The sequence below is a fragment of the Pinisolibacter sp. DMC100 genome, from assembly GCF_056313705.1.
Genome location: NZ_JBQUZT010000001.1, coordinates 1,352,947 through 1,372,940, shown reverse-complemented (window position 1 = coordinate 1,372,940; position 19,994 = coordinate 1,352,947). Strand labels below are relative to the sequence as shown.

At 68.8% G+C, this 19,994-nt stretch carries 18 protein-coding genes; 10 read left to right on the top strand and 8 right to left on the bottom strand.

Translation table 11 applies throughout. The annotated features are described in order from the left end of the window. Positions 1 to 21: 21 nt before the first annotated feature. From ACT541_RS06295 to ACT541_RS06270, 6 genes are all read right to left on the bottom strand, one after another. Positions 22 to 651, bottom strand: coding sequence for a hypothetical protein (locus ACT541_RS06295; RefSeq protein WP_476135158.1), 630 nt, complete (start codon positions 649 to 651; stop codon positions 22 to 24). Positions 652 to 746: 95 nt separating this feature from the next. Then, positions 747 to 1,253: a signal peptidase II gene (lspA, locus tag ACT541_RS06290; protein ID WP_476135156.1), complete on the bottom strand. Its 507-nt coding sequence runs from the start codon at positions 1,251 to 1,253 to the stop codon at positions 747 to 749. Continuing rightward, a complete protein-coding gene (gene ileS, locus ACT541_RS06285) occupies positions 1,250 to 4,195 on the bottom strand; it encodes an isoleucine--tRNA ligase (protein WP_476135155.1) in 2,946 nt (981 codons plus the stop codon). The genes lspA and ileS overlap by 4 nt, the downstream gene beginning before the upstream one ends. Positions 4,196 to 4,534: 339 nt before the next feature. Then, positions 4,535 to 5,230, bottom strand: a complete 696-nt coding sequence (locus tag ACT541_RS06280) for an outer membrane protein (protein ID WP_476135153.1) — start codon at positions 5,228 to 5,230, stop codon at positions 4,535 to 4,537. A 121-nt stretch (positions 5,231 to 5,351) separates the two neighbouring features. Continuing rightward, positions 5,352 to 6,272 (bottom strand): DMT family transporter, encoded by a 921-nt coding sequence (locus ACT541_RS06275; protein ID WP_476135151.1) that lies wholly within the window; start codon positions 6,270 to 6,272, stop codon positions 5,352 to 5,354. After that, a complete protein-coding gene (locus ACT541_RS06270; RefSeq protein WP_476135149.1) occupies positions 6,269 to 7,279 on the bottom strand; it encodes a bifunctional riboflavin kinase/FAD synthetase in 1,011 nt (336 codons plus the stop codon). The genes ACT541_RS06275 and ACT541_RS06270 overlap by 4 nt, the downstream gene beginning before the upstream one ends. A 432-nt stretch (positions 7,280 to 7,711) precedes the next feature. Between ACT541_RS06270 and ACT541_RS06265 the strand changes: the two genes are divergently transcribed. Beyond that, on the top strand, positions 7,712 to 8,095 hold the full coding sequence (locus ACT541_RS06265) for a response regulator (protein WP_476135147.1): 384 nt from the start codon (positions 7,712 to 7,714) through the stop codon (positions 8,093 to 8,095). Positions 8,096 to 8,162: 67 nt separating this feature from the next. Continuing rightward, positions 8,163 to 8,828, top strand: a complete 666-nt coding sequence (locus ACT541_RS06260) for a protein phosphatase CheZ (RefSeq protein ID WP_476135146.1) — start codon at positions 8,163 to 8,165, stop codon at positions 8,826 to 8,828. 84 nt (positions 8,829 to 8,912) lie between these two features. On the opposite strand, the gene ACT541_RS06255 is transcribed toward ACT541_RS06260, so the two are convergent. Next, positions 8,913 to 10,472 carry an EAL domain-containing protein gene (locus ACT541_RS06255; protein WP_476135145.1) on the bottom strand — a complete coding sequence of 520 codons (1,560 nt, stop codon included), beginning with the start codon at positions 10,470 to 10,472 and terminating at the stop codon, positions 8,913 to 8,915. Positions 10,473 to 10,720: 248 nt separating this feature from the next. Between ACT541_RS06255 and ACT541_RS06250 the strand changes: the two genes are divergently transcribed. From ACT541_RS06250 to groL, 7 genes are all read left to right on the top strand, one after another. Then, a complete protein-coding gene (locus ACT541_RS06250) occupies positions 10,721 to 10,915 on the top strand; it encodes a heavy-metal-associated domain-containing protein (RefSeq protein ID WP_476135143.1) in 195 nt (64 codons plus the stop codon). 322 nt (positions 10,916 to 11,237) lie between these two features. After that, complete coding sequence (locus tag ACT541_RS06245) at positions 11,238 to 12,995, top strand: glucan ABC transporter ATP-binding protein/ permease (RefSeq protein ID WP_476135141.1); 1,758 nt, start codon at positions 11,238 to 11,240, stop codon at positions 12,993 to 12,995. A gap of 108 nt (positions 12,996 to 13,103) precedes the next feature. Next, on the top strand, positions 13,104 to 13,739 hold the full coding sequence (locus ACT541_RS06240; RefSeq protein ID WP_476135139.1) for a cupin domain-containing protein: 636 nt from the start codon (positions 13,104 to 13,106) through the stop codon (positions 13,737 to 13,739). 536 nt (positions 13,740 to 14,275) lie between these two features. Further along, a complete protein-coding gene (locus ACT541_RS06235; protein WP_476135137.1) occupies positions 14,276 to 14,422 on the top strand; it encodes a hypothetical protein in 147 nt (48 codons plus the stop codon). A gap of 246 nt (positions 14,423 to 14,668) precedes the next feature. After that, positions 14,669 to 14,962, top strand: coding sequence for a co-chaperone GroES (locus ACT541_RS06230; protein ID WP_476135135.1), 294 nt, complete (start codon positions 14,669 to 14,671; stop codon positions 14,960 to 14,962). Between the two features lie 22 nt (positions 14,963 to 14,984). Next, positions 14,985 to 15,140: a hypothetical protein gene (locus ACT541_RS06225; RefSeq protein ID WP_476135134.1), complete on the top strand. Its 156-nt coding sequence runs from the start codon at positions 14,985 to 14,987 to the stop codon at positions 15,138 to 15,140. A 1-nt stretch (position 15,141) separates the two neighbouring features. Beyond that, positions 15,142 to 16,785: a chaperonin GroEL gene (groL, locus tag ACT541_RS06220; RefSeq protein WP_476135132.1), complete on the top strand. Its 1,644-nt coding sequence runs from the start codon at positions 15,142 to 15,144 to the stop codon at positions 16,783 to 16,785. Between the two features lie 198 nt (positions 16,786 to 16,983). Here the strand turns inward: groL and ACT541_RS06215 are convergent, their stop codons facing one another. Next, positions 16,984 to 17,853: a TIGR01459 family HAD-type hydrolase gene (locus ACT541_RS06215; protein WP_476135131.1), complete on the bottom strand. Its 870-nt coding sequence runs from the start codon at positions 17,851 to 17,853 to the stop codon at positions 16,984 to 16,986. 150 nt (positions 17,854 to 18,003) lie between these two features. Between ACT541_RS06215 and mutL the strand changes: the two genes are divergently transcribed. Next, the gene (mutL, locus tag ACT541_RS06210) at positions 18,004 to 19,902 is read left to right on the top strand and encodes a DNA mismatch repair endonuclease MutL (protein WP_476135129.1); all 1,899 of its coding nucleotides are present in this window, start codon (positions 18,004 to 18,006) and stop codon (positions 19,900 to 19,902) included. Positions 19,903 to 19,994 lie beyond the last annotated feature (92 nt).

Below are 19,994 nucleotides of genomic sequence, written 5' to 3'. Positions count from 1 at the left end.
ATCCGACCGCCGTCGTCTCGATCAGAACGGCAGCCAGGACGGCTTCCAGGAGGACTTCTCCTCCGGTGCCGCGACCGGGGCGTTGGGCGAGGGCTTGCGATACTGGTCGGGCGGCTCGATCAGCGTCTTGCGACCGCCCGGATTGGCGGCGCGCTTGATCGCCTCTTCGTTGGCCATGCCCTGACCACGCAGTTCGTCCGGCTTCAGCGGGCGGCTGGTGTCGACCGACGCCGAGGTCGGACCGGCGGCGCCGTTCTGCATGCGCCAGCGGGCGAGTTCCTCGGGCGACATGATGCGGCCGTCGGTGCCCTTGTCGCCGTCGCGCGCGGCACGGCGCTGCTCGTCGGCGACGTCTTCCGGGTTGCGCGGGAAGCGCGGGTCGCCGACGGCGGCGGTGCGCGGCGAGGGCAGCGCCTTGGTCGGCGGCACCACGAGCGGCGCGCGCGGCTTGTACTCGACCGGACGTTCGTTGGTGTCGATCGCGCCGAGACCCTGCATGACGCCCTTGATGGCGTTCTGCTCGAGCGTCGTGTCCTCGTCGGCGCCTTCGGGCACGAAACCGTCGGAGGAACTGGCGCAGCCGCTCGTCAGAGCGGCGAGGAGGAGGACGACTGGCGCGCCGACGGCGCCGGACCGATACTTCGTCGACACAGAACACCCTCTCCCTGTCGACCGGCCGCGCGCCGGTCGCCCGCGACCCTGCGGTCGCCATCTGACTTGCCCGGCGACCGCCGGGCTTCTTCGGCTCAGGAAGAGCCTGACTTTGTGGCATCCTCGGGGCCGGAACGGAACGCATCGATCAGAAGACCGACCACGCCCGCCACGATCCAGACGTCCGCCGCGTTGAACACGTACCACGAACGCGAGCGATCGGGCAGGAAGAGATGCACGAAATCGACGACCGCCCCCGCCCAGGCCCGGTCGATCGCGTTGCCGATCGCCCCGCCGATCAGCAGGCCGAGCGACAGCGCCAGCAGAATCGACGTCGAACGCCACAGCCAGACCGTCATCACCACGGAGGCGACCAGCGCAAGGGCCACCAGAACCCAGCGTCCCCACGGATTGTCCTGCTGGAACAGTCCATAGGAGATGCCGTAGTTCCAGACGAGGCGGAACTCGGCGAAGGGCGCGAGGCGCACGGGACCGTTCTCGGCCAGCCCGTAGCCGTAGACCAGCCACAGCTTGGAGATCTGGTCGACGGCGAGGCCGAGCCCCGCCGTCACGAGACCGAGGGTGCGGGCCGACACGGTCATGCCGAGGCGGCCTCCGCGGCGAGCCACTCGCGATAGGCGGCCGCGTCGCGGGCCGAGAGATCCGGGAACTCCGGATCCGAGCCCACATCCGCGACGATCCGCCACGAGCGGGCGCAGCGCGTGCCCTCGAGCTTGACCGGCACCACCGCGACGCCGGCGACGTCGGCGAGGCGGAAGGCCTCGGCCGGGCCTTCGTCGACGCGGATCACGATCGACGAGGTGATCGCCACCTCGGCGAGGTCGATGCCGTCGAGCGCCGCCATCAGGTCGGCGTCCGTCACATGGACGACCGGGCCGGCCTCGAGGCTGGAGCCGATGCGCTTGGCGGCACGCTCGATCTCGAGCGCGCCGGTGACGACGCGACGGACATCGCGGATCTTCGCCCATTTCGCCGCGAGCGCGTCGTCGCGCCAGGTCTCCGGCACGTCGGGGAAGAGCTCGAGATGGATCGAGCCGGCACCGGGGAAGCGATGGCCCCAGGCCTCTTCCATGGTGAAGGGCAGCATCGGCGCCAGCCACTTGGCGAGCGCGTCGAACAGCCGATCGACCACGAAGAGCGCGCCGCGGCGCTTGGCCGAGGACTTGGCCTCGCAGTAGAGCGCGTCCTTGCGGACGTCGAACCAGAAGGCCGAGAGATCGACCACCATGAAGTTCAGGACGGCGCCGACGACCTTCTTGAAGTCATAGGCCGCGTAACCCGCCTTCACCGCGTCGGAGACCTCGACGAGGCGATGCAGGATCAGCCGCTCGAGTTCCGGCAATTCGCCGAAGGCCGGATCGCCGGCCGCATCGTGATGGGCCAGCGTGCCGAGCATCCAGCGGATGGTGTTGCGGATCTTGCGATAGCTCTCGACGTTGGTCTGGAGGATCTCCTTGCCGATGCGCAGGTCGTCGGCATAGTCGGAGGTCATCACCCACAGACGCAGGATGTCGGCGCCGGACTGCTTGATGACGTCCTGCGGCGCGACGATGTTGCCGAGCGACTTCGACATCTTGCGGCCGTCCTCGGCCATGACGAAGCCGTGGGTGAGCACGGCGTCGTAGGGCGCGCGACCGTTGGTGCCGCAGCTCTCGAGCAGCGAGGAATGGAACCAGCCGCGATGCTGGTCCGAACCCTCGAGATACATGTCGGCCGGCCACTTCAGGTCCGGACGCTTCTTCAGACAGAAGGCGTGGGTCGAACCCGAATCGAACCAGACGTCGAGGATGTCGCGCACCTGTTCCCAGGGGCCGAGATCGTCGACCAGCCCGCCGAGGAAGCGCTCCTTGGCGCCGGCCTCGTACCAGGCGTCGGCGCCGTGGGCGAGGAAGGCGTCGTAGACGCGCTTCTGCAGCTCGTCGTTCTTGGCGAACGTCGGTCCCGGCGCCAGTTCGCCGGTCGCGGTGTTGCGGAAGACGGCGATCGGCACGCCCCAGGCGCGCTGACGCGACAGAACCCAATCCGGGCGATTGGCGATCATGCCGTTCAGCCGGTTCTGGCCCGCCGGGGGATAGAAGGTGGTCTCGGCGATCGCCTTGAGGGCGCGGGCGCGCAGCGTGTCGGGCTCGTTCGAGCCCGCTGCTTCCGCGTCAGTCCCGCGGATCTGGCGGTCCATGTAGACGAACCACTGCGGCGTGTTGCGGAAGATCACCGGCTTCTTGGAGCGCCAGGAATGCGGATACTGGTGCTTCATCCGCCCACGCGCGATCAGCGCGCCGGCCTCGACCAGCGCGGCGATGACGCGGGGGTTGGCGTCGCCCTTGTCGCCCTTGTCGGTGATGACCGAGGCGCCGACGAAGCCCGGCGCGTCCTCGGTCAGGAAGCCGCCGTCGTCGACGGTGAAGGGGATCGCCGGATCGATGCCGCGCAGCTCGAGAGCGCGGGCATTGTGCATCCAGATCTCGAAGTCCTCGCGGCCGTGGCCCGGCGCGGTGTGGACGAAGCCGGTGCCACTGTCGTCGGTGACGTGGTCGCCGTCGAGCATGGGGACGGTGAACGTGTAGCCGAGATGGGCGAGCGGATGGGCGAGCGTCAGACCGGCCAGCGTCGCGGCCGGCACGTCGCAGACCTTGGCGAAGCTCTCGACCTTGGCCGCCTTCATCACCTCTTCGGCGAGCTTGTCGGCGAGGATCAGCCTGTCTTCGACCTTCGCCCAGTTCTCGGCCGGCGCCGCGGTCACTTCATAGAGACCGTATGCGATGCGGTTGGAGAAGGAGACGGCGCGGTTGCCGGGGATGGTCCAGGGCGTGGTCGTCCAGATGACGACCGAGGCGCCGGCGAGGTCGCCGCCCTGCACCGGGAACTTCACGAAGATCGTATCGGACTGATAGTCCTGATACTCGACCTCGGCTTCCGCCAGCGCGGTGCGCTCGACGACCGACCACATCACCGGCTTGGAGCCGCGATAGAGCTGGCCGGAGACGGCGAACTTCTGCAGCTCGCCGGCGATCACCGCCTCGGCCTCGTAGGCCATGGTGAGATAGGGGTTCTCGAAGTCGCCGATCACGCCGAGGCGCTGGAACTCGGCCGACTGCACGCCCACCCAGTGCTCGGCAAACGCCCGGCACTCGGCGCGGAACTCGTTGATCGGCACCTCGTCCTTGTTCTTGCCCGCGGCGCGATACTTCTCCTCGATCTTCCACTCGATCGGCAGACCGTGGCAGTCCCAACCCGGAACGTAGTTCGAATCGAACCCTTCCATCTGCTTCTGGCGGGTGATCACGTCCTTGAGGATCTTGTTCAGCGCGTGGCCGATGTGGAGGTTGCCGTTGGCATAGGGAGGGCCGTCGTGCAGCACGAACTTCGGCCGACCGGCGGCCTCGGCACGCTGGGCGCGATAGAGATCGGCGTCCTTCCACTTGGCCAGGATCTTCGGCTCGTTCTCCGGCAGGCCGGCGCGCATCGGAAAATCGGTCTTGGGCAGGAAGAGAGTCTTGGAATAATCGACGGTCTTGTCGGTCATCTCGGGTCCTCGAGAGAGCGCTCGTGTCTGGGGCAGGCCCGCGCCTCGTGAGCCGAGGGGGCCTCTGGGGCGGGTGTCGCGCGGGGACACGCGACGTCGTTCCCGAACCGGCGGCGTCGCGTCAGGCGCGCGCGCGCAGGTCCGGGCCGATAATTCGCGCGATCGGGCGCGGGGACGGAAGCGCCGTCCGGTCGGTTCGCCGCTGGGTCATGGCCCGCGTTCTAACAGGAGACGCCGAGGATCGGAAGAGGCGAAGGGCCGCGCGCGGGCACGAACGACGACCCCCGCGGACCCGGCAGGGCACGCGGGGGCGAAACCGGCGCGAGGGCGCCGCGCGCCTCAGAAGCGATAGTTGACCTTGGCGAGCACCGCGTCCGAGGTCGAACGGAAGCGGATCGACGGCGGATTGTTGCCGGCGACCGTCCGGGTCTCGGCGCCGAAGTCGTAGTGCTTCCACTCGATGCCGGCCGACCAGTTGTTGGTCACGGCATATTCGAGGCCGAGACCGGCGGTCCAGCCGACGCGCGAGGAACCGCCCCAGCTCTGGACGACGCCGATGGTCTGGTCGTTGCGGGTCTCGGAGAAGGCGACACCGCCGGTACCGTAGACCAGCAGCCGGTCGAAGGCGTAGCCGGCCTTCAGACGGGCATCGACGATCCAGTTCTGCCGCGTCCGGCATTCGGTGGCGGCCGTGGTCGAGCACTGGCCCTTGGCCGACAGGTCGAGGGCGCTGACGCCGACCTCGCCGCCGAGCACGAAGGCATTGATCTGGTAGTTGTAACCGGCCTGGACGCCGCCGATCACGCTGCCGCCGTCGAGGTCGAAGGCCGCGCCGGGGAAGTCGCTCCAGTGCGTCTTCGACCAGATGCCGCCGAGATGGGCGCCGGCATAGAAGCCGGTCCAGTTGTAGGCCGTCGCGGCCGGCTCCATCATCGCCGCCGACGGGGCCGGACGATAGAGATCGGCGGCCGAGGCCGAGCCGACGATCAGGGCGGCCGGCAGGACGATCGTTGCAAAGACGAACGATTTACGCATGACGTAATCCCCCCAAACGCAGTTCTGCGTATCCAAACGTCACGATTGCATGTTTTCGTGGAAATGCAATCAGGGATTCGAACACGAAGTCTCGAGCGGGAAGCTCTGTGGCCGCTTTGCTTCACTCCGTCGGCGGCAACACTCGCGACATGCCGCGAATGCGTTCGCGGTGCACGATGTAGAGACCCGAGGCGACGATGAGCGCGATGCCGGCCCAGGTCGGACGATCGGGAAAATCGCCGAAGACGAGATAGGACAGCGCCGTCGCCGAGACGATCTCGAGATAGCCGAAGGGCGCCAGCACCGCGGCCGGGGCATGGCCGAAGGCGGTGACGATCATCCCGTGGGTGACGAAGGAGATGACGCCGATCGACAGGAAGATCGCCCAGCTCCAGCCCGTCGGCCACACCACCGGACCGGAGAGCCAGCCGGCACCCGAGGAGACCGCGAGTCCGATGCCGAGCGCCACGGTGCCGATCAGCCCGGTGGTGAACTGCACCGCGGTCAGCGTCCCCTGCCCCGACAGGCGCCGCGTCATGACGTGATAGCCGGCGAAGGTGAAGGCGGCGGCGAGCGGCAGGAGCGCCGTGGCACCGAACTGCTCGAAGCTCGGCCGAATGATGACCAGCGTGCCGAGGAAGCCGACGCCGCAGGCCGCCCAGCGCCGCCAGCCGACCGTCTCGCCGAGGAGCCAGGGCGACACAGCGGTCAGGATCATCGGCTCGGCGAAGGCGATGGCCAGCGCGTCGGTCAACGGCATGGTGGCGAGCGAGGTGAAGAACAGCAGCGACGTCGCCGCCAGGAACAGGCCGCGCAGCAGATGGCCGGCGGGCTTGGGCGGCATCAGCCGCCGCCCTTCGCCGATGGCGAGGCCGACGAGCGTGGCGACCAGGAGCTGGCCGACGAAACGGGCGAAGGCCACTTCCATCGCCGGCATCGAACGGGTGAGGACCTTGGCCAGCACGTCCATCGACGGGACGATCAGCATCGCCGCGGTCATGATGGTGATGCCGCGGACGATCGAGGAGGAACCGGGGGTCACGCGATCTCTCCCGCCAGAGCCCTGTCGAGCGCGGTGCCCGGCGACATCGAGGAGAGAACGGCGCGCGCCTCGGCGGCGTCGAGATGCATCTGCGCCACCAGCGCGTCGACCGAGGCGAATCTCGCCTCCGGCCGCAGGAAGGAGACGAAGCCGACGTCGACGCGTTTGCCGTAGAGATCGCCGGAGAAGTCGAAGACATGCGTCTCGAGCACCGGCGCGCCGTCGTCGAACTGCGGCCGGCGGCCCCAGTTGGCGACCCCGTGTCGGGTCAGACCGTCGACGGTGAAGGTCACCGCCCACACACCCTGCTTCAGCCGGCAGTTCTCGGGCAGCCGCATGTTGGCGGTCGGGAAGCCGAGCAGGCGGCCGCGGGCGTCGCCGTGGACGATCTCGCCCTCGACGAACCAGCGATAGCCGAGCAGCCCGTGCGCCTCGGCGAGATCGCCGGCCTCGAGCGCGGCACGGATGCGGCTCGACGACACCGGCTCGCCACCCTCGCAGGCGAAGGGCTCGACGACGTCGACGCCGAAGCCGTGGCGTCGTCCCGCCTCGTGCAGGAAGCCGGGCGTGCCCTGGCGGTCGCGGCCGAACTGGAAGTCCCAGCCGATGGTGACGCTGGAAGCGCCGAGCCGGCCGATCAGCACGTCTCTGACGAAGTCCTCGGCCGAGAGTGCGGCGAAGGCGGCGTCGAAACGCCCGACCACCAGCCCGTCGAGCCCGAGGGCGTCGACGATCCGCGCCTTGGCTTCCGGCGGCGTCAGGCGGAAGACCGGCCGGTCGGGCGCGAAGAAGGTGCGCGGATGCGGTTCGAAGGTCAGCGCCAGGGCAGGCTTCCCCTCGGCCCGCGCCCGGTCGAGAGCCGCGCCGAGCACCGCCTGATGGCCACGATGGACACCGTCGAAGTTGCCGATGGCGACGTGCCCACCGCGGAGGCGGTCGGGCAGGGACTCTGCGAGATCGAACGGCTGCGGCACCACGTCGGCGCGGCGCTCCACTTCTTGCGACATCGGACCACGTTCTTTCGGAGGCGGCGAAGGCTCGGAGACGATGAATCGACGCCTCGGCGCCCTGATCGTCGCGCCGACCGTGCCGTGCCCGCCCCGGCGGGTCAAGACCGATGCCGAAAGGCCGCTCTGCACGGGAAGGAGAACAGGGTTAATCTTCGGTATCTCGAAGAACCACAGAAAAACTGCGGAAATTCGCGGTCGTTCGACCTCGCCGCCGCCGTCCGGGACGTCGTTTCGCAAACCGTCGCGGGTTTTCCGGCAGTTTCATTGGCTTCCCGGCGGGTTCCATTAACGGAATGTTCGAAACTGGTGCCTAGATTGCGGTAAAGGCCGGTGATCGACGTCGCGAGTGCATGTGACGGCGGTGGGACCGGAGAGTGCGGAAGGGGGCATCCTCGCCGGGATGCCGCGCAATGTTCGGAGTACCCACTCATGGCGCTTGATCTTTCGATGCCGGTTCTCGTGGTCGACGACTACAAGACGATGATCCGGATCATCCGCAACCTCTTGAAGCAGCTCGGCTTCGAAGACGTCGACGAGGCGTCCGACGGCACCGAGGCGCTCGGCAAGATGAAGGAGCGCCGCTACGGCCTCGTCATCTCCGACTGGAACATGGAGCCGATGACCGGCTACGAGCTGCTCAAGCACGTTCGCGCCGACGGCGGTCTGTCCAAGACCCCGTTCATCATGGTCACGGCCGAGTCCAAGACCGAGAACGTGATCGCCGCCAAGAAGGCCGGCGTGAACAACTACATCGTGAAGCCGTTCAACGCGCAGACGCTGAAGGGCAAGATCGAGGCGGTCTTCCAGGACTGACGCACCACACCGCCGGCGAGGGAGGGGATGCCCGCGCCGGAACGGATGCAACGCAAGGGGACGTATCATGGCTCCGGTCAGACCGGAGCAGCTGGCCCGGATCGTCGAGTTCCTCCAGACGGAACGTCGCGATCTGTCGCTCGACGACGTCATGGCGCTCGCCGAACGCATGGCCGAGACGCTGGACGACACCGTCGCCAGGGTCGATGAGCTGCTCCACGACGAATTCCGTTCGATCGTCGGCGAAATCGCCTCGCTCCGTCGCGACATCGGCGCCTTCCGGCCCGGCCAGATCCGGTTCCAGAAGATTCCGGAAGCCGGCCGCGAACTCGACGCCGTGGTCGAATCGACCGAAGCCGCGACCAACGCCATCATGGAATCCGCCGAGGCCATCATGGCCGCCGACGGTTCCGACCCGGAAGCCTTCAAGGCGCTGGTCGACGAGAAGATGGTGACGATCTTCGAGGCCTGCTCGTTCCAGGACATCACCGGCCAGCGCATCCGCAAGGTGGTGCGCACGCTGGGCTGGATCGAGGAACGTCTCGCCGGCCTCGCCAAGACGCTGAAGATCGACGACGCCGAGGGCGAAGCCGAGGAGAGCGAAGAGGAACGCCGCATGCGCGAGCTGATCCTCCACGGTCCGCAGCACGCCGGCGAGGGCGTCGACCAGAACTTCGTCGACGACGTCATGTCGACGTCCGACCAGGACGACATCGACGCGCTGTTCCGCTGATCCCATCCGCACCGGAAATCAGAGCCGCCGTCCGGACCCCTCCGGGCGGCGGTTTCGCGTCTCCGGCTCTCGACGTCGGTCGGCTCAGGGATTGCGGCGGGCGGGCGCCGGCGCGCCGGCCGGTACGATGCGTATGCCGGGACGCGGCGGCTCCTCGGCGACCGGAGCGCCGGAGCGCGCGGGCGCGGGCCGCTTCGGTGCCGCCGATCGCGCCTCGGCCATCCTCGCCTCGGCCTGACGCGGGGCGGCGATACGTGCGGCGACGGCCTGCGGCGACGTCTCCGGGGCCGGCGGCGGCTCGGGCGGGCGGGTCGCGGCGGCGGCACGGGCGAGCGCGCTCGGTTGCGGCTTCTCCGCCATCGCCTCGACCCGGACGGGCCGCGGCGGGGCGAAGAGATTGCCCTGGCCGAGGCGGACGCCGTAGTCGAGCACGTCGACCACCTCGGTCTCGCGTTCGACGTGGTCGGCGATCAGCTCCATGCCGAAGCGGCGGAAATAGTCGGTGAGATCGACCGGATGGATGTCGGTGCCGAGCTCGTCGCCCTTGTGCAGCAGCCGTTCGGCCGAGATCTTGGCCCAGCGGAAGCCGCGGTCGGAGAGGTTCTGGAACGAGATCTTGAGGTCGGTCATCTGGTCGACCGAGAAGCGGAAGCCCAGCTCCTTCAGCGCCTTCATGCCCTCGCTCTCGATCGGCCCCATGGCGCGCACCGAGGCCTGCGGGAATTCGAGCACCAGCATGTCGGCGAGGTCGCGGTTCTTCTCCATGAACTGGAGGAAGTCGCGGAAGAAGCCGGCATGCGACAGGCTCGCCGAGGAGAGATTGAGGAAGACGCCGATGTCGCGCGAGCGTTCGGCGAGGCGGCGCAGGATCGCCACCGACTTGATCAGGATCTGCTCGTCGATCGACGCCATCAAACCGCGCGCCTCGGCGATCGGGATGTAGTCGGAGGGGTGGATCACCTCGCCGTCGTCGCCGCGCAGCCGGGTCAACGCCTCGTAGAAGCGCACCTTGCGCTGCGGCAGCGAGACGATCGGCTGGAGATGCAGGTCGATGCGGTCGGCGTCGATGGCGCGCCGGACGTAGGCGAGGAAGCCGTCCTCGTCGAGATCGGCGAAGCGATCCGGCACCAGTTCGGAGCGCGACGGGGCCGCGGCCGCCGGACGTCCGGCGGCGAGCGCCGAGGGACGTTCGCCGAGACCGCGGCGCGGCTCCTGACGGATGTCGCCGCGGATCAGCGCCGAGCGCGTCTCGGTGAACTGCACCTCGAGATCGGCGACCGCCTCGATCACCTGCCGGGTCAGCGTGCCGATCACCTCGACCTCGGCGACGACCTGGTCGATCTCCTCGCGTCGCGCCCGCGCGCCGCCTTCCTCGAGCATCAGCAGCCGGCGTTCGACCGCGCCGACGTCGGCGGCGACGTCGGCGATGCGGCGGACGAGGAACTCCAGCCGGTCGTCCTCGGCGGCACGCCGACGCCGGATGCTCGTCGCCCAATGGATACCCGTCAACGCCAGCAGCACGATCGCGCCCGAAGCCGCCGCCCCCGTCGCCGACGCCGCGAACTGCCAATAGGCGATCGCGCCGACCGAGAGGGCGACGATCGGGATGCAGATCGCGATGAAGAGGTCTGCGAAACGGCGCATGTGACGGGCCCGGCGCGACGATCGTCGCTCGTGTTCGCGCCACCATGCCTGATTCACCATCGCCGAGCCAATCGCCTCGCGCCCCGCCACGCGCGATCATTCGGCGCCGAGGCGGGTTATCCACGGATCGCCGCATCGCGCGGCCGTGAAGGCGCCGGCTCTTGACCCTCGCCGGGGGCGCCGCCAAATGGTCGACGAGAGCGAACGGGCGCCGGCGTCGCGCCGCGCCCCGCGAGAGGATCGACGACATGATCACGCTGAAGATCGAAGGCATGACCTGCATGGGCTGCGTCCAGTCGGTGGAGCGCGCCGTGCTCAAGGCCGATCCGAACGCCAAGGTGACGATCGACCTCGCCAGCGGCCGCCTCGACCTCGACGGCAGCCTCGATCGCGACGCCGCCCGCAAGGTGGTCGAGGCGACCGGCTTCGACGTCGTCGACTGATTTCGGACGAACGAAGTTCTGTCGGACCTCCGACGGAGGCCCTTCATCCTGAGGTGCTCGCGCAAGCGAGCCTCGAAGGGCGAAGGGCCGAGTGGCACCGCCCGTCGACGACTTCGCCCTTCGAGGCCCGACTTTGTCGGGCACCTCAGGGTGAAGCCGAACAGTGGGACAGACCCGAACGGCGCACCTCCGGCATGACGCAGCGTCGGCCGAGGCCGTCCCGCCCGTTGCAACCGGCGATCCGCCGGTGCATGACGAGGTCGTTCGCGCTCGCGGAATCGGTCCGCGAACCCGACGCGTTCGACCAGCGGGCCGCCTGCCGATGAGTTTCTTCCGTCTCTATCTCCGTGCCGTCGGCCTCGTCGGGCCCGATCGCGGCCTCGCCTTCGGTCTCGGCTTCGCCGGCATCGTGCTGGCGCTGCTCGGCTTCGCCGAACCGATCCTGTTCGGTCGCGTCGTCGACGCGCTGACCCACGACCGCCCGGCCATGGGGCTGGTGGCGCTGTGGGCCGGCCTCGGTTTCGTCGGCATCGCCGCCGGCATCTTCGTCTCGCTCCATGCCGACCGGCTCGCCCATCGCCGCCGGCTCGAGGTGATGCGGAACTTCTTCGAGCACGTCATCCAGCTGCCCGCCTCGTTCCATTCCGACGAGCAGTCCGGCCGGCTGATCGGCGTCATGCTGCGCGGCACCGACCATCTCTTCTCGCTGCTGCTCGCCGTCTTCCGCGAGCATCTGACGGCGGTGGTGATGCTGGTGTCGCTGATCCCCGTCTCCCTCTACATGAACTGGCGCATGGGCCTGCTGCTGATGGCGCTGATGGTGGTCTACGGCACGCTCTCGACCGTCGTCGTGCGCAAGACCCGCTTCGGCCAGGAACGTGCCGAAGCGTATCACTCCGAGCTCTCCGGCCGCGTCGTCGACGTCATCGGCAACGTCTCGGTGGTGCAGAGCTTCTCGCGCCTGCAGGAAGAGGCCCGCGCGCTGCAGGCGATCATGGGCAACCTGATCGCCGCGCAGTTCCCGGTGCTGAACTGGTGGGCGCTCGCCTCGGTGCTGACCCGGGCGGCGGCGACGATCACCATCGTCTCGCTCTTCGCGCTCGGCACCGCGCTCCACGCCAAGGGCGAGATCTCGGTCGGCGAGATCGTCTCCTTCGTCGGCTTCGCCGGCATGCTGATCGGCCGCCTCGACCAGCTGACGCAGTTCCTCTCGTCGCTGGTCTTCGAGGCGGCGGGCATGCGCCAGTTCTTCGACGTGCTCGACCAGACCTCGACCCTCGTCGAGAAGCCCGGCGCTCCGGCCTTGAGGGTCACCGGCGGCCGCGTCGTCTTCGATTGCGTCAGCTTCCGCTATCCGCGTTCGAATTCCGGCCTCACCGACGTCTCCTTCGTCGCCGAGCCGGGCAAGACGACGGCGATCGTCGGCCCGACCGGCTCGGGCAAGTCGACCGCCATCGCGCTGCTCCAGCGCGCCCGCGATCCGTCGAGCGGCTCGATCACCATCGACGGCCAGGATCTGCGCGACGTGACGATCGACAGCATCCGCAAGTCGATCGGCGTCGTCTTCCAGGATCCCGGCCTGTTCGACCGCTCGATCGTCGAGAACCTGCGCATCGGCCGGCCCGAGGCCACCGACGACGAGATCCGCGAGGCCGCCCGCCTCGCCGAGGCCGACGCCTTCGTCGAGAGCAAGTTCGGCGGCTGGGACGCGCGGGCCGGCGAACGCGGTCGCGGCCTCTCGGGCGGCGAGCGCCAACGTCTCGCCATCGCCCGTGCGATCCTCAAGAACGCGCCGATCCTCATCCTCGACGAGGCGACCTCGGCGCTCGACAACGAGACCGAGCTGAAGATCAAGCGTGCGCTCGATCGTCTGGCGAAGGACCGCACCACCTTCGTCATCGCCCATCGCCTGTCGACCGTGCGCAACGCCGACCAGATCCTCTACATGGAGGCCGGCCGCATCGTCGAACGCGGCACCTTCGACGAGCTGGTGGCCGCGGGCGGCCGCTTCGCCGCGCTGGTCGCGGCCGGCGAGCTGCAGGACGAGGAGGAGGAGGCCGCGGCGACTTCCCCTGCGTGAGCCTTCGATAAAATTCGAGCGATCGGAAAAACCGCGTCTCGAGGCGGCTCTGATAGGACGGTGAGACGGGCACGATCGCCCGACCTGCCACAGGAGATCCGTCCGATCATGGCTTCGAACGCTCTTTCCGCCGCGACCGGCCCCGCGAAGGGTGCCCCCGTCTTCTCCGACGACGACCGCGACGACTGGCAGGACTGCCCGATCGCCTCCTCCTGGATCCTCGAAGGCGCGCCGCAGGCCCGCATCGTCGCGCTCGCTTCCGGCGCCGACGGCTTCGCCACCACGGCGCTGTGGGACTGCACGCCCGGCACCTTCCGCTGGCAGTTCCACTGGGACGAGACCGTCCACGTCATGGAGGGCGTCGTCGCCGTGACCATGCCCGACGGCAGCGAGCACGTGCTGCGCGCGGGTTCCGTCGCCTTCTTTCCCGGTGGTTCGCACGCCGTCTGGCGGGTGGTCGAGCCGGTCCGCAAGCTCGCGGTCTGCCGGCGCACCGTGCCGGCGCCGCTCGCGCGGATCATGACGACCGGCGATCTCGCCCGTCGCGCCCTGCGCTTCCTGAAGCGCGCCGCGCACATCATCTTCATCGGCACCGTGCCGGAGAATGCGACCCTTCCGAAGAGCGAACCCGCACTCGTCCCGATCCCGGTCCGTGTCGCCGCGCCGAGACGCGTCGCCGCCGTCGCCGGTATCGCCGCCGCCGCCGCGGCTGCCGCCACCATGGCGGCGCTCGACTTCGTCTGAGCGCGTCGCTCGCGTCGTCCGCCCTCCCCGTTCGACAAACCGCCACGGCGCCGTCGGCCTCTCACCCTGGGGCCGGCCGCGCCGTCGCGCGTCATCACGGCACGTGCCCTCGCGCGCGGCCAACTCGCCCTCGCCCGGCGCCGGAAGAGGTTCTTTTCCCGCGCTCGTCCACATCGAGGCATGTAATTTTTGCAGTTCAGGTTTGCAAAACTGCCTCAGATGCCACACGCAAAAATGGCAAAGACGCTGCGTTATGTTTGACTAAGCATAACTAACGGATGGTTTATGACCCTGGGTTAATTAAATCACGCCCGAAATATTACGAAAAACGCGATTTGATATGCGTATTTTGCCTGAGTTATTGTGTTTTCAGATAGTCCTCGTACACCAACTTTCCGGGCTATCCAGAAGCGAAGATGTTCTTCCGGGTGGATACGATGGCCGACGACGACAGTTCTCACAACAGAGCGCCAAGCGTCACCTATGGAACAGCCGGGAATTGCCCCGACGGTATCTCCTTCATCGAGCATTTCCTGGTGGACGACGCACCGCCGGAACTCGAGGAGGTCGAGGCGGCGATCGACGCCGAGCCGCGACCCTGGTGGGTCCGTTGGGTGCGACTGGGTGCCCTCGCCCTGTCGCTCGGCTTCTGGGCGCTGGTGATCCACGTCCTCTTCTGGTGAGGGCGCCGGGGTTGCCGGCGCCCCGCCGCGCCGGATCGACCGGACGGCGGCGGCCCGAACGGCGGAAAACGTCCTCCGCCTTGACTCGCGCCGCCTTCGTCCCTATCTCCGAGCGACCCTGTTGGCACTCGATTTCGACGAGTGCCAACAGGTCGATTTCCCGGCATCGCCCGCCCCGATCCATCCATCGCGAGGTCGGATCACGGGCGAGAGCCGAACGAACGTGTTCCAGAGAGGATCGCATCCATGTCCATCTCCTTCCGTCCGCTCGCCGACCGCGTCGTCGTCAAGCGCATCGAAGCCGAGCAGAAGACCGCCGGCGGCATCATCATCCCCGGCACCGCGCAGGAGAAGCCGCAGGAAGGCGAGATCGTCGCCGTCGGCCCCGGCGCCCGCGACGACGCCGGCAAGCTGATCGCGCTCGACGTCAAGGTCGGCGACAAGGTGCTGTTCGGCAAGTGGTCGGGCACCGAGATCAAGCTCGGCGGTCAGGATCTCCTCATCATGAAGGAGAGCGACATCCTGGGCATCGTCGGCTGATCCGACCCACGCGGAGACGACCATGCTCGGAACGCCGGGACATCCGCTGATCACCGCCGAATGGCAGATCGGCCTCGTTCTGATCCTGGGCGTCGTCGTCGCCGCCATCCTTCACCGCATTGCCCGTCGCATGGTCGCGCGCGACAAATCCCGCGACCACGACGATCGAGGAGACTGAAATGGCTGCCAAAGACGTCAAGTTTTCCGCCGATGCCCGCGAGCGCATGCTGCGCGGCGTCGACATCCTCGCCAACGCCGTCAAGGTGACGCTCGGCCCGAAGGGCCGCAACGTCGTCATCGACAAGTCCTTCGGCGCCCCCCGCATCACCAAGGACGGTGTGTCGGTCGCCAAGGAGATCGAGCTCGAGGACAAGTTCGAGAACATGGGCGCCCAGATGGTGCGCGAAGTGGCCTCGAAGACCGCCGACCTCGCCGGTGACGGCACCACCACCGCGACCGTGCTCGCCCAGGCCATCGTCCGCGAGGGCGCCAAGGCGGTCGCCGCCGGCATGAACCCGATGGACCTCAAGCGCGGCGTCGAGCTCGCCGCCGCCACCGCGGTCAAGGACCTCGAGGGCCGCTCGCGCAAGATCAAGACCTCGGCCGAGGTCGCGCAGGTCGGCACGATCTCCGCGAACGGCGAGAAGGCGATCGGCGAGATGATCGCCGAGGCCATGCAGAAGGTCGGCAACGAGGGTGTCATCACCGTCGAGGAAGCCAAGACCGCCGAGACCGAGCTCGACGTCGTCGAAGGCATGCAGTTCGACCGCGGCTACCTGTCGCCCTACTTCATCACCAACGCCGACAAGATGGTGGCCGACCTCGAGGATCCCTACATCCTGATCCACGAGAAGAAGCTCTCCAACCTGCAGGCGATGCTCCCGGTCCTCGAGGCCGTGGTGCAGACCTCCAAGCCGCTGCTGATCATCGCCGAGGACGTCGAGGGCGAGGCTCTCGCCACCCTGGTGGTCAACAAGCTGCGCGGTGGCCTGAAGATCGCCGCCGTCAAGGCGCCGGGCTTCGGTGACCGTCGCAAGGCCATGCTCGAGGACATCGCCATCCTGACCAACGGTCAGGTCGTGTCGGAAGACCTCGGCATCAAGCTCGAGAACGTCACCCTCGACATGCTCGGCCGCGCCAAGAAGGTCACGATCGCCAAGGAGAACACCACGATCGTCGACGGCACCGGCGCCAAGGCCGAGATCGAGGCGCGCGTCGCCCAGATCAAGGCCCAGATCGAGGAGACCACCTCCGACTACGACCGTGAGAAGCTCCAGGAGCGTCTCGCCAAGCTCGCCGGCGGCGTCGCGGTCATCCGCGTCGGCGGCGCGACCGAGGTCGAGGTCAAGGAGAAGAAGGACCGTGTGGACGACGCGCTCGCCGCGACCCGCGCCGCGGTCGAAGAAGGCATCGTCCCCGGTGGCGGCGTGGCTCTGCTGCGCGCCAAGAAGGCGGTCGAGGCCCTGTCGTCCGACGTCGCCGACGTCCAGGCCGGTATCAACATCGTGCTGAAGGCCCTCGAGGCCCCGATCCGTCAGATCGCCGAGAACGCCGGCGTGGAAGGCTCGATCGTGGTCGGCAAGCTGCTCGAGAACCCCGACGCCGAGATCGGCTTCGACGCTCAGACCGAGCAGTTCGTCAACATGGTGTCGGCCGGCATCATCGACCCGACCAAGGTCGTCCGCACGGCGCTCCAGGACGCGGCTTCGGTCGCCGGCCTGCTGATCACCACCGAGGCGATGATCGCCGAGAAGCCGCGCAAGGAATCCGCCCCGGCGATGCCGGGCGGCGGCATGGGCGGCATGGGCGGCATGGACTTCTGATCCGACAGGATCGGAAGGCCGTGAAGGCCGCCCATCACTGAGAAGTGCCGAAGTCGGGCAAGCCCGACTTCGGAGGGCGGCATGGACTTCTGAGGAAGTTCCCCCGACGAAAACACGAGAGGCGGCCTTCGGGCCGCCTCTTTCGTTTCGGGTGATGGTTTGCTCGGGACGATGTCGGGGCGCGGGAGGCGCCGACGCTCACCAGCGCAGGCGCGGCACGAAGGCGGTGGCGCCGAGCTTCTCGGCCTCGAGGCGCGCCGAGACGCGGGTGGCGTCGGGGTCGTCGATCGGGCCGAAGTCGGCGGCGTGGATGCCGCCGGTGACGAAGAGCGTGTCGATCTTCTGCAGGAAGGCGCCGCGCACGTCGGTCGCCAGGCCGTCGCCGATCGCCAGCGTGCGCACCTCGGCGAAGGGCTTGCCGTAGAGTTCCGAGATCCGCATCCGCGTCTCGTCGTAGACCGGGCCCCAGGGCTTGCCGACCAGGGTGATGTCGCCGCCGAGCTCCTCGTAGAGGCGGGCGAGCGCGCCGGCGCACCAGACGCGCTGGTGGCCGCGTTCGACCACGATGTCGGGATTGGCGCAGACCAGCGGCAGGCGGCGTTCGGCCAGCACCGCGAGGCGGGCGCGATAGTCCTCCGGCGTCTCGACCGTGTCGTCGAAGAGGCCGGTGACCAGAACGATCTCGGCATCGGCGTCGCCGACGCGCAGCATGTGCAGGCCGTCGATGAGCGGCAGGTCACGCGGCGGGCCGACGTGGAGCACGCGGCGCTCGGTGCGGCGGCGCAGGATCTCGCGGGTGACGTCGCCGGAGGTCAGCAGGTCGTCGTAGGCCTCGCGCGGCACGCCGAGCTTGGCGAGCTGTTCGTGGATCGGCGCCGACGGCCGCGGCGCGTTGGTCAGGAGCAACACCCTGCCGCCCGCCTCGCGCCAGCGCACCAGCGCGTCGCAGGCCGGGCCGAAGGCCTCCACCCCGTTGTGGACGACGCCCCAGACGTCGCAGACGAGGGCGTCGTAGCGTCCGACGAAGGCGGCGAGACCGTCCACACGGGGCGGCGAGTTGGTGAGCATCGAGGACCTCTGGCTTGTGTGCACGACGACATTACCCTTCCCCATGCTGCACCGCAACAACCAGCCTTTCGGTGGACGGCAGACATGCATCCGTCGACGCGGGGCGCCGAATCCGCGAAAATGATCGTTCGAACCCGCGAAAGGCAGCGCATGATCGTTCGCCAACTCTCCGAGACGACCGTCAATCGCATCGCCGCCGGCGAGGTGATCGAACGGCCGGCGAGCGTCGTCAAGGAGCTCGTCGAGAACGCGCTCGACGCTGGCGCCACCCGCATCGAGGTGGTGACGGCGGGCGGCGGCAAGACGCTGATCCGCGTCACCGACGACGGTTTCGGCATGACGCCGGAGGATCTGGCGCTCGCCGTGCAGCGCCACTGCACCTCCAAACTCGCCGAGGACGACCTCTTCCGCATCGAGAGCCTGGGCTTTCGCGGCGAGGCGCTGCCGTCGATCGGCGCGGTGGCGCGGATGGCGATCGCCACACGGCGCGCCGACGACACCAACGGCTGGGAGATCGGCCTCGACGGCGGCCGCGTCTCCGACGTCCGCCCGGCGGCGATCTCGCGCGGCACGCGGGTCGAGGTGCGCGATCTCTTCTTCGCCACGCCGGCGCGGCTGAAGTTCCTGAAGTCGGACCGCGCCGAGACGGCGGCGATCACCGAGACGGTGAAGCGGCTGGCACTCGCCCGCCCCGACGTGCGCTTCTCGCTCACGGGTTCCGACCGGTCCTCGCTCGACTTCCCGGCCTCGCGCGCCGAGGACGCGCTCGCCGCGCGGGTGGCGTCGATCGTCGGCGACGACTTCGTCGAGAACTCGCTGCTGGTCGACGCCGAACGCGAGGGCGTGCGGCTCTTCGGCCGGATCGGCCTGCCGACCTATCATCGCGCCGCCTCGACGCATCAGTATCTGACGGTCAACGGCCGGCCGGTGCGCGACAAGATGCTGTTCGGGGCGATCCGCGGCGCCTATGCCGACGTCATGTCGTCGGATCGCCACGCCGTCGTCGTGCTCGACGTGGCGCTCGATCCGACCGAGGTCGACGTCAACGTCCACCCGACCAAGGCCGACGTGCGCTTCCGCGACGCCGGGCTGGTGCGCGGCCTGCTGGTCGGGGCGATGCGTCAGGCGCTCGCCGCCGCCGGCCACCGCGCCACCTCGACCGGCGGCGCGGCCACCCTCGCCGCCCTGCGCTCCGGCCTCACCGCGGCGACCGGCTCGGCGCCGCACGCCTCGGGCTGGACGCCACCGTCGGGACCGCTGTGGCGGGCCGCCGATCGGCCGTCGTCGCCCTTCGACTGGCGCCAGGACGCGGCACGGCCGGCGGACGTGCCCGCCTTCGATCTCGGCTCGCCGCATGCGATCGCAGGCCGGGTGCTGTCGGAAGGCGGCGCCTCGCCCTTCGACGCGGTGACCCTGCCGTCCGCCGACGCCAGTGCCTACGCCGTGCCGCTCGACGAGGCGGCGGAGGCGCGGCCGCTGGGGGCGGCGCGGGCGCAGGTCCATGCCAACTACATCGTCGCCCAGACCCGCGACGGGCTCGTCATCGTCGACGCCCACGCCGCGCACGAACGGCTGACCTACGAGAAGCTCAAGGCACAGCTCGCCGAGACCGGCATCGCCCGGCAGGGCCTGCTGATCCCGGAAGTGGTGGAACTGCCGGAGGAGGACGTCGCGCGGCTCCTCGCCCGCGCCGAGGATCTGGCGCAGGTCGGGCTGGTGGTCGAGAGCTTCGGCGGTCGCGCCGTGGCGGTGCGCGAGGTGCCGGCGATCCTGCGGAACGGCGACGTCGCCGGCCTCGTGCGCGACATCGCCGACGATCTCGCCGAATGGGAGACCTCGGACCGGGTCAAGGCGCGGATCGACGAGATCCTCGCCACCATGGCCTGCCACGGCTCGGTCCGGACCGGCCGTCGCCTGAAGCCGCAGGAGATGGACGCCCTGCTTCGCGAGATGGAGGCGACGCCCAATTCCGGCCAGTGCAATCACGGCCGGCCGACCTGGGTCGAACTCAAGCTCTCCGACATCGAACGGCTGTTCGGGCGAAAGTGAGCCCGGGCACCTCAGGACGAAGCCGAACACGGGTGGAGAGGCGCGACTTCGTCCGTGCAGTTCGACGCGGAAACGCGAACGGCGCCCCTCGC

What these genes read in the sequence shown, in the direction of transcription:
- lspA (WP_476135156.1), bottom strand. Translation starts at nt 1,253, where the DNA reads ATGACCGTGTCGGCCCGCACCCTCGGTCTCGTGACGGCGGGGCTCGGC.
- ileS (WP_476135155.1), bottom strand. Translation starts at nt 4,195, where the DNA reads ATGACCGACAAGACCGTCGATTATTCCAAGACTCTCTTCCTGCCCAAG.
- ACT541_RS06280 (WP_476135153.1), bottom strand. Translation starts at nt 5,230, where the DNA reads ATGCGTAAATCGTTCGTCTTTGCAACGATCGTCCTGCCGGCCGCCCTG.
- ACT541_RS06270 (WP_476135149.1), bottom strand. Translation starts at nt 7,279, where the DNA reads ATGTCGCAAGAAGTGGAGCGCCGCGCCGACGTGGTGCCGCAGCCGTTC.
- ACT541_RS06265 (WP_476135147.1), top strand. Translation starts at nt 7,712, where the DNA reads ATGGCGCTTGATCTTTCGATGCCGGTTCTCGTGGTCGACGACTACAAG.
- ACT541_RS06260 (WP_476135146.1), top strand. Translation starts at nt 8,163, where the DNA reads ATGGCTCCGGTCAGACCGGAGCAGCTGGCCCGGATCGTCGAGTTCCTC.
- ACT541_RS06255 (WP_476135145.1), bottom strand. Translation starts at nt 10,472, where the DNA reads ATGCGCCGTTTCGCAGACCTCTTCATCGCGATCTGCATCCCGATCGTC.
- ACT541_RS06250 (WP_476135143.1), top strand. Translation starts at nt 10,721, where the DNA reads ATGATCACGCTGAAGATCGAAGGCATGACCTGCATGGGCTGCGTCCAG.
- ACT541_RS06245 (WP_476135141.1), top strand. Translation starts at nt 11,238, where the DNA reads ATGAGTTTCTTCCGTCTCTATCTCCGTGCCGTCGGCCTCGTCGGGCCC.
- ACT541_RS06240 (WP_476135139.1), top strand. Translation starts at nt 13,104, where the DNA reads ATGGCTTCGAACGCTCTTTCCGCCGCGACCGGCCCCGCGAAGGGTGCC.
- ACT541_RS06230 (WP_476135135.1), top strand. Translation starts at nt 14,669, where the DNA reads ATGTCCATCTCCTTCCGTCCGCTCGCCGACCGCGTCGTCGTCAAGCGC.
- ACT541_RS06225 (WP_476135134.1), top strand. Translation starts at nt 14,985, where the DNA reads ATGCTCGGAACGCCGGGACATCCGCTGATCACCGCCGAATGGCAGATC.
- groL (WP_476135132.1), top strand. Translation starts at nt 15,142, where the DNA reads ATGGCTGCCAAAGACGTCAAGTTTTCCGCCGATGCCCGCGAGCGCATG.
- ACT541_RS06215 (WP_476135131.1), bottom strand. Translation starts at nt 17,853, where the DNA reads ATGCTCACCAACTCGCCGCCCCGTGTGGACGGTCTCGCCGCCTTCGTC.
- mutL (WP_476135129.1), top strand. Translation starts at nt 18,004, where the DNA reads ATGATCGTTCGCCAACTCTCCGAGACGACCGTCAATCGCATCGCCGCC.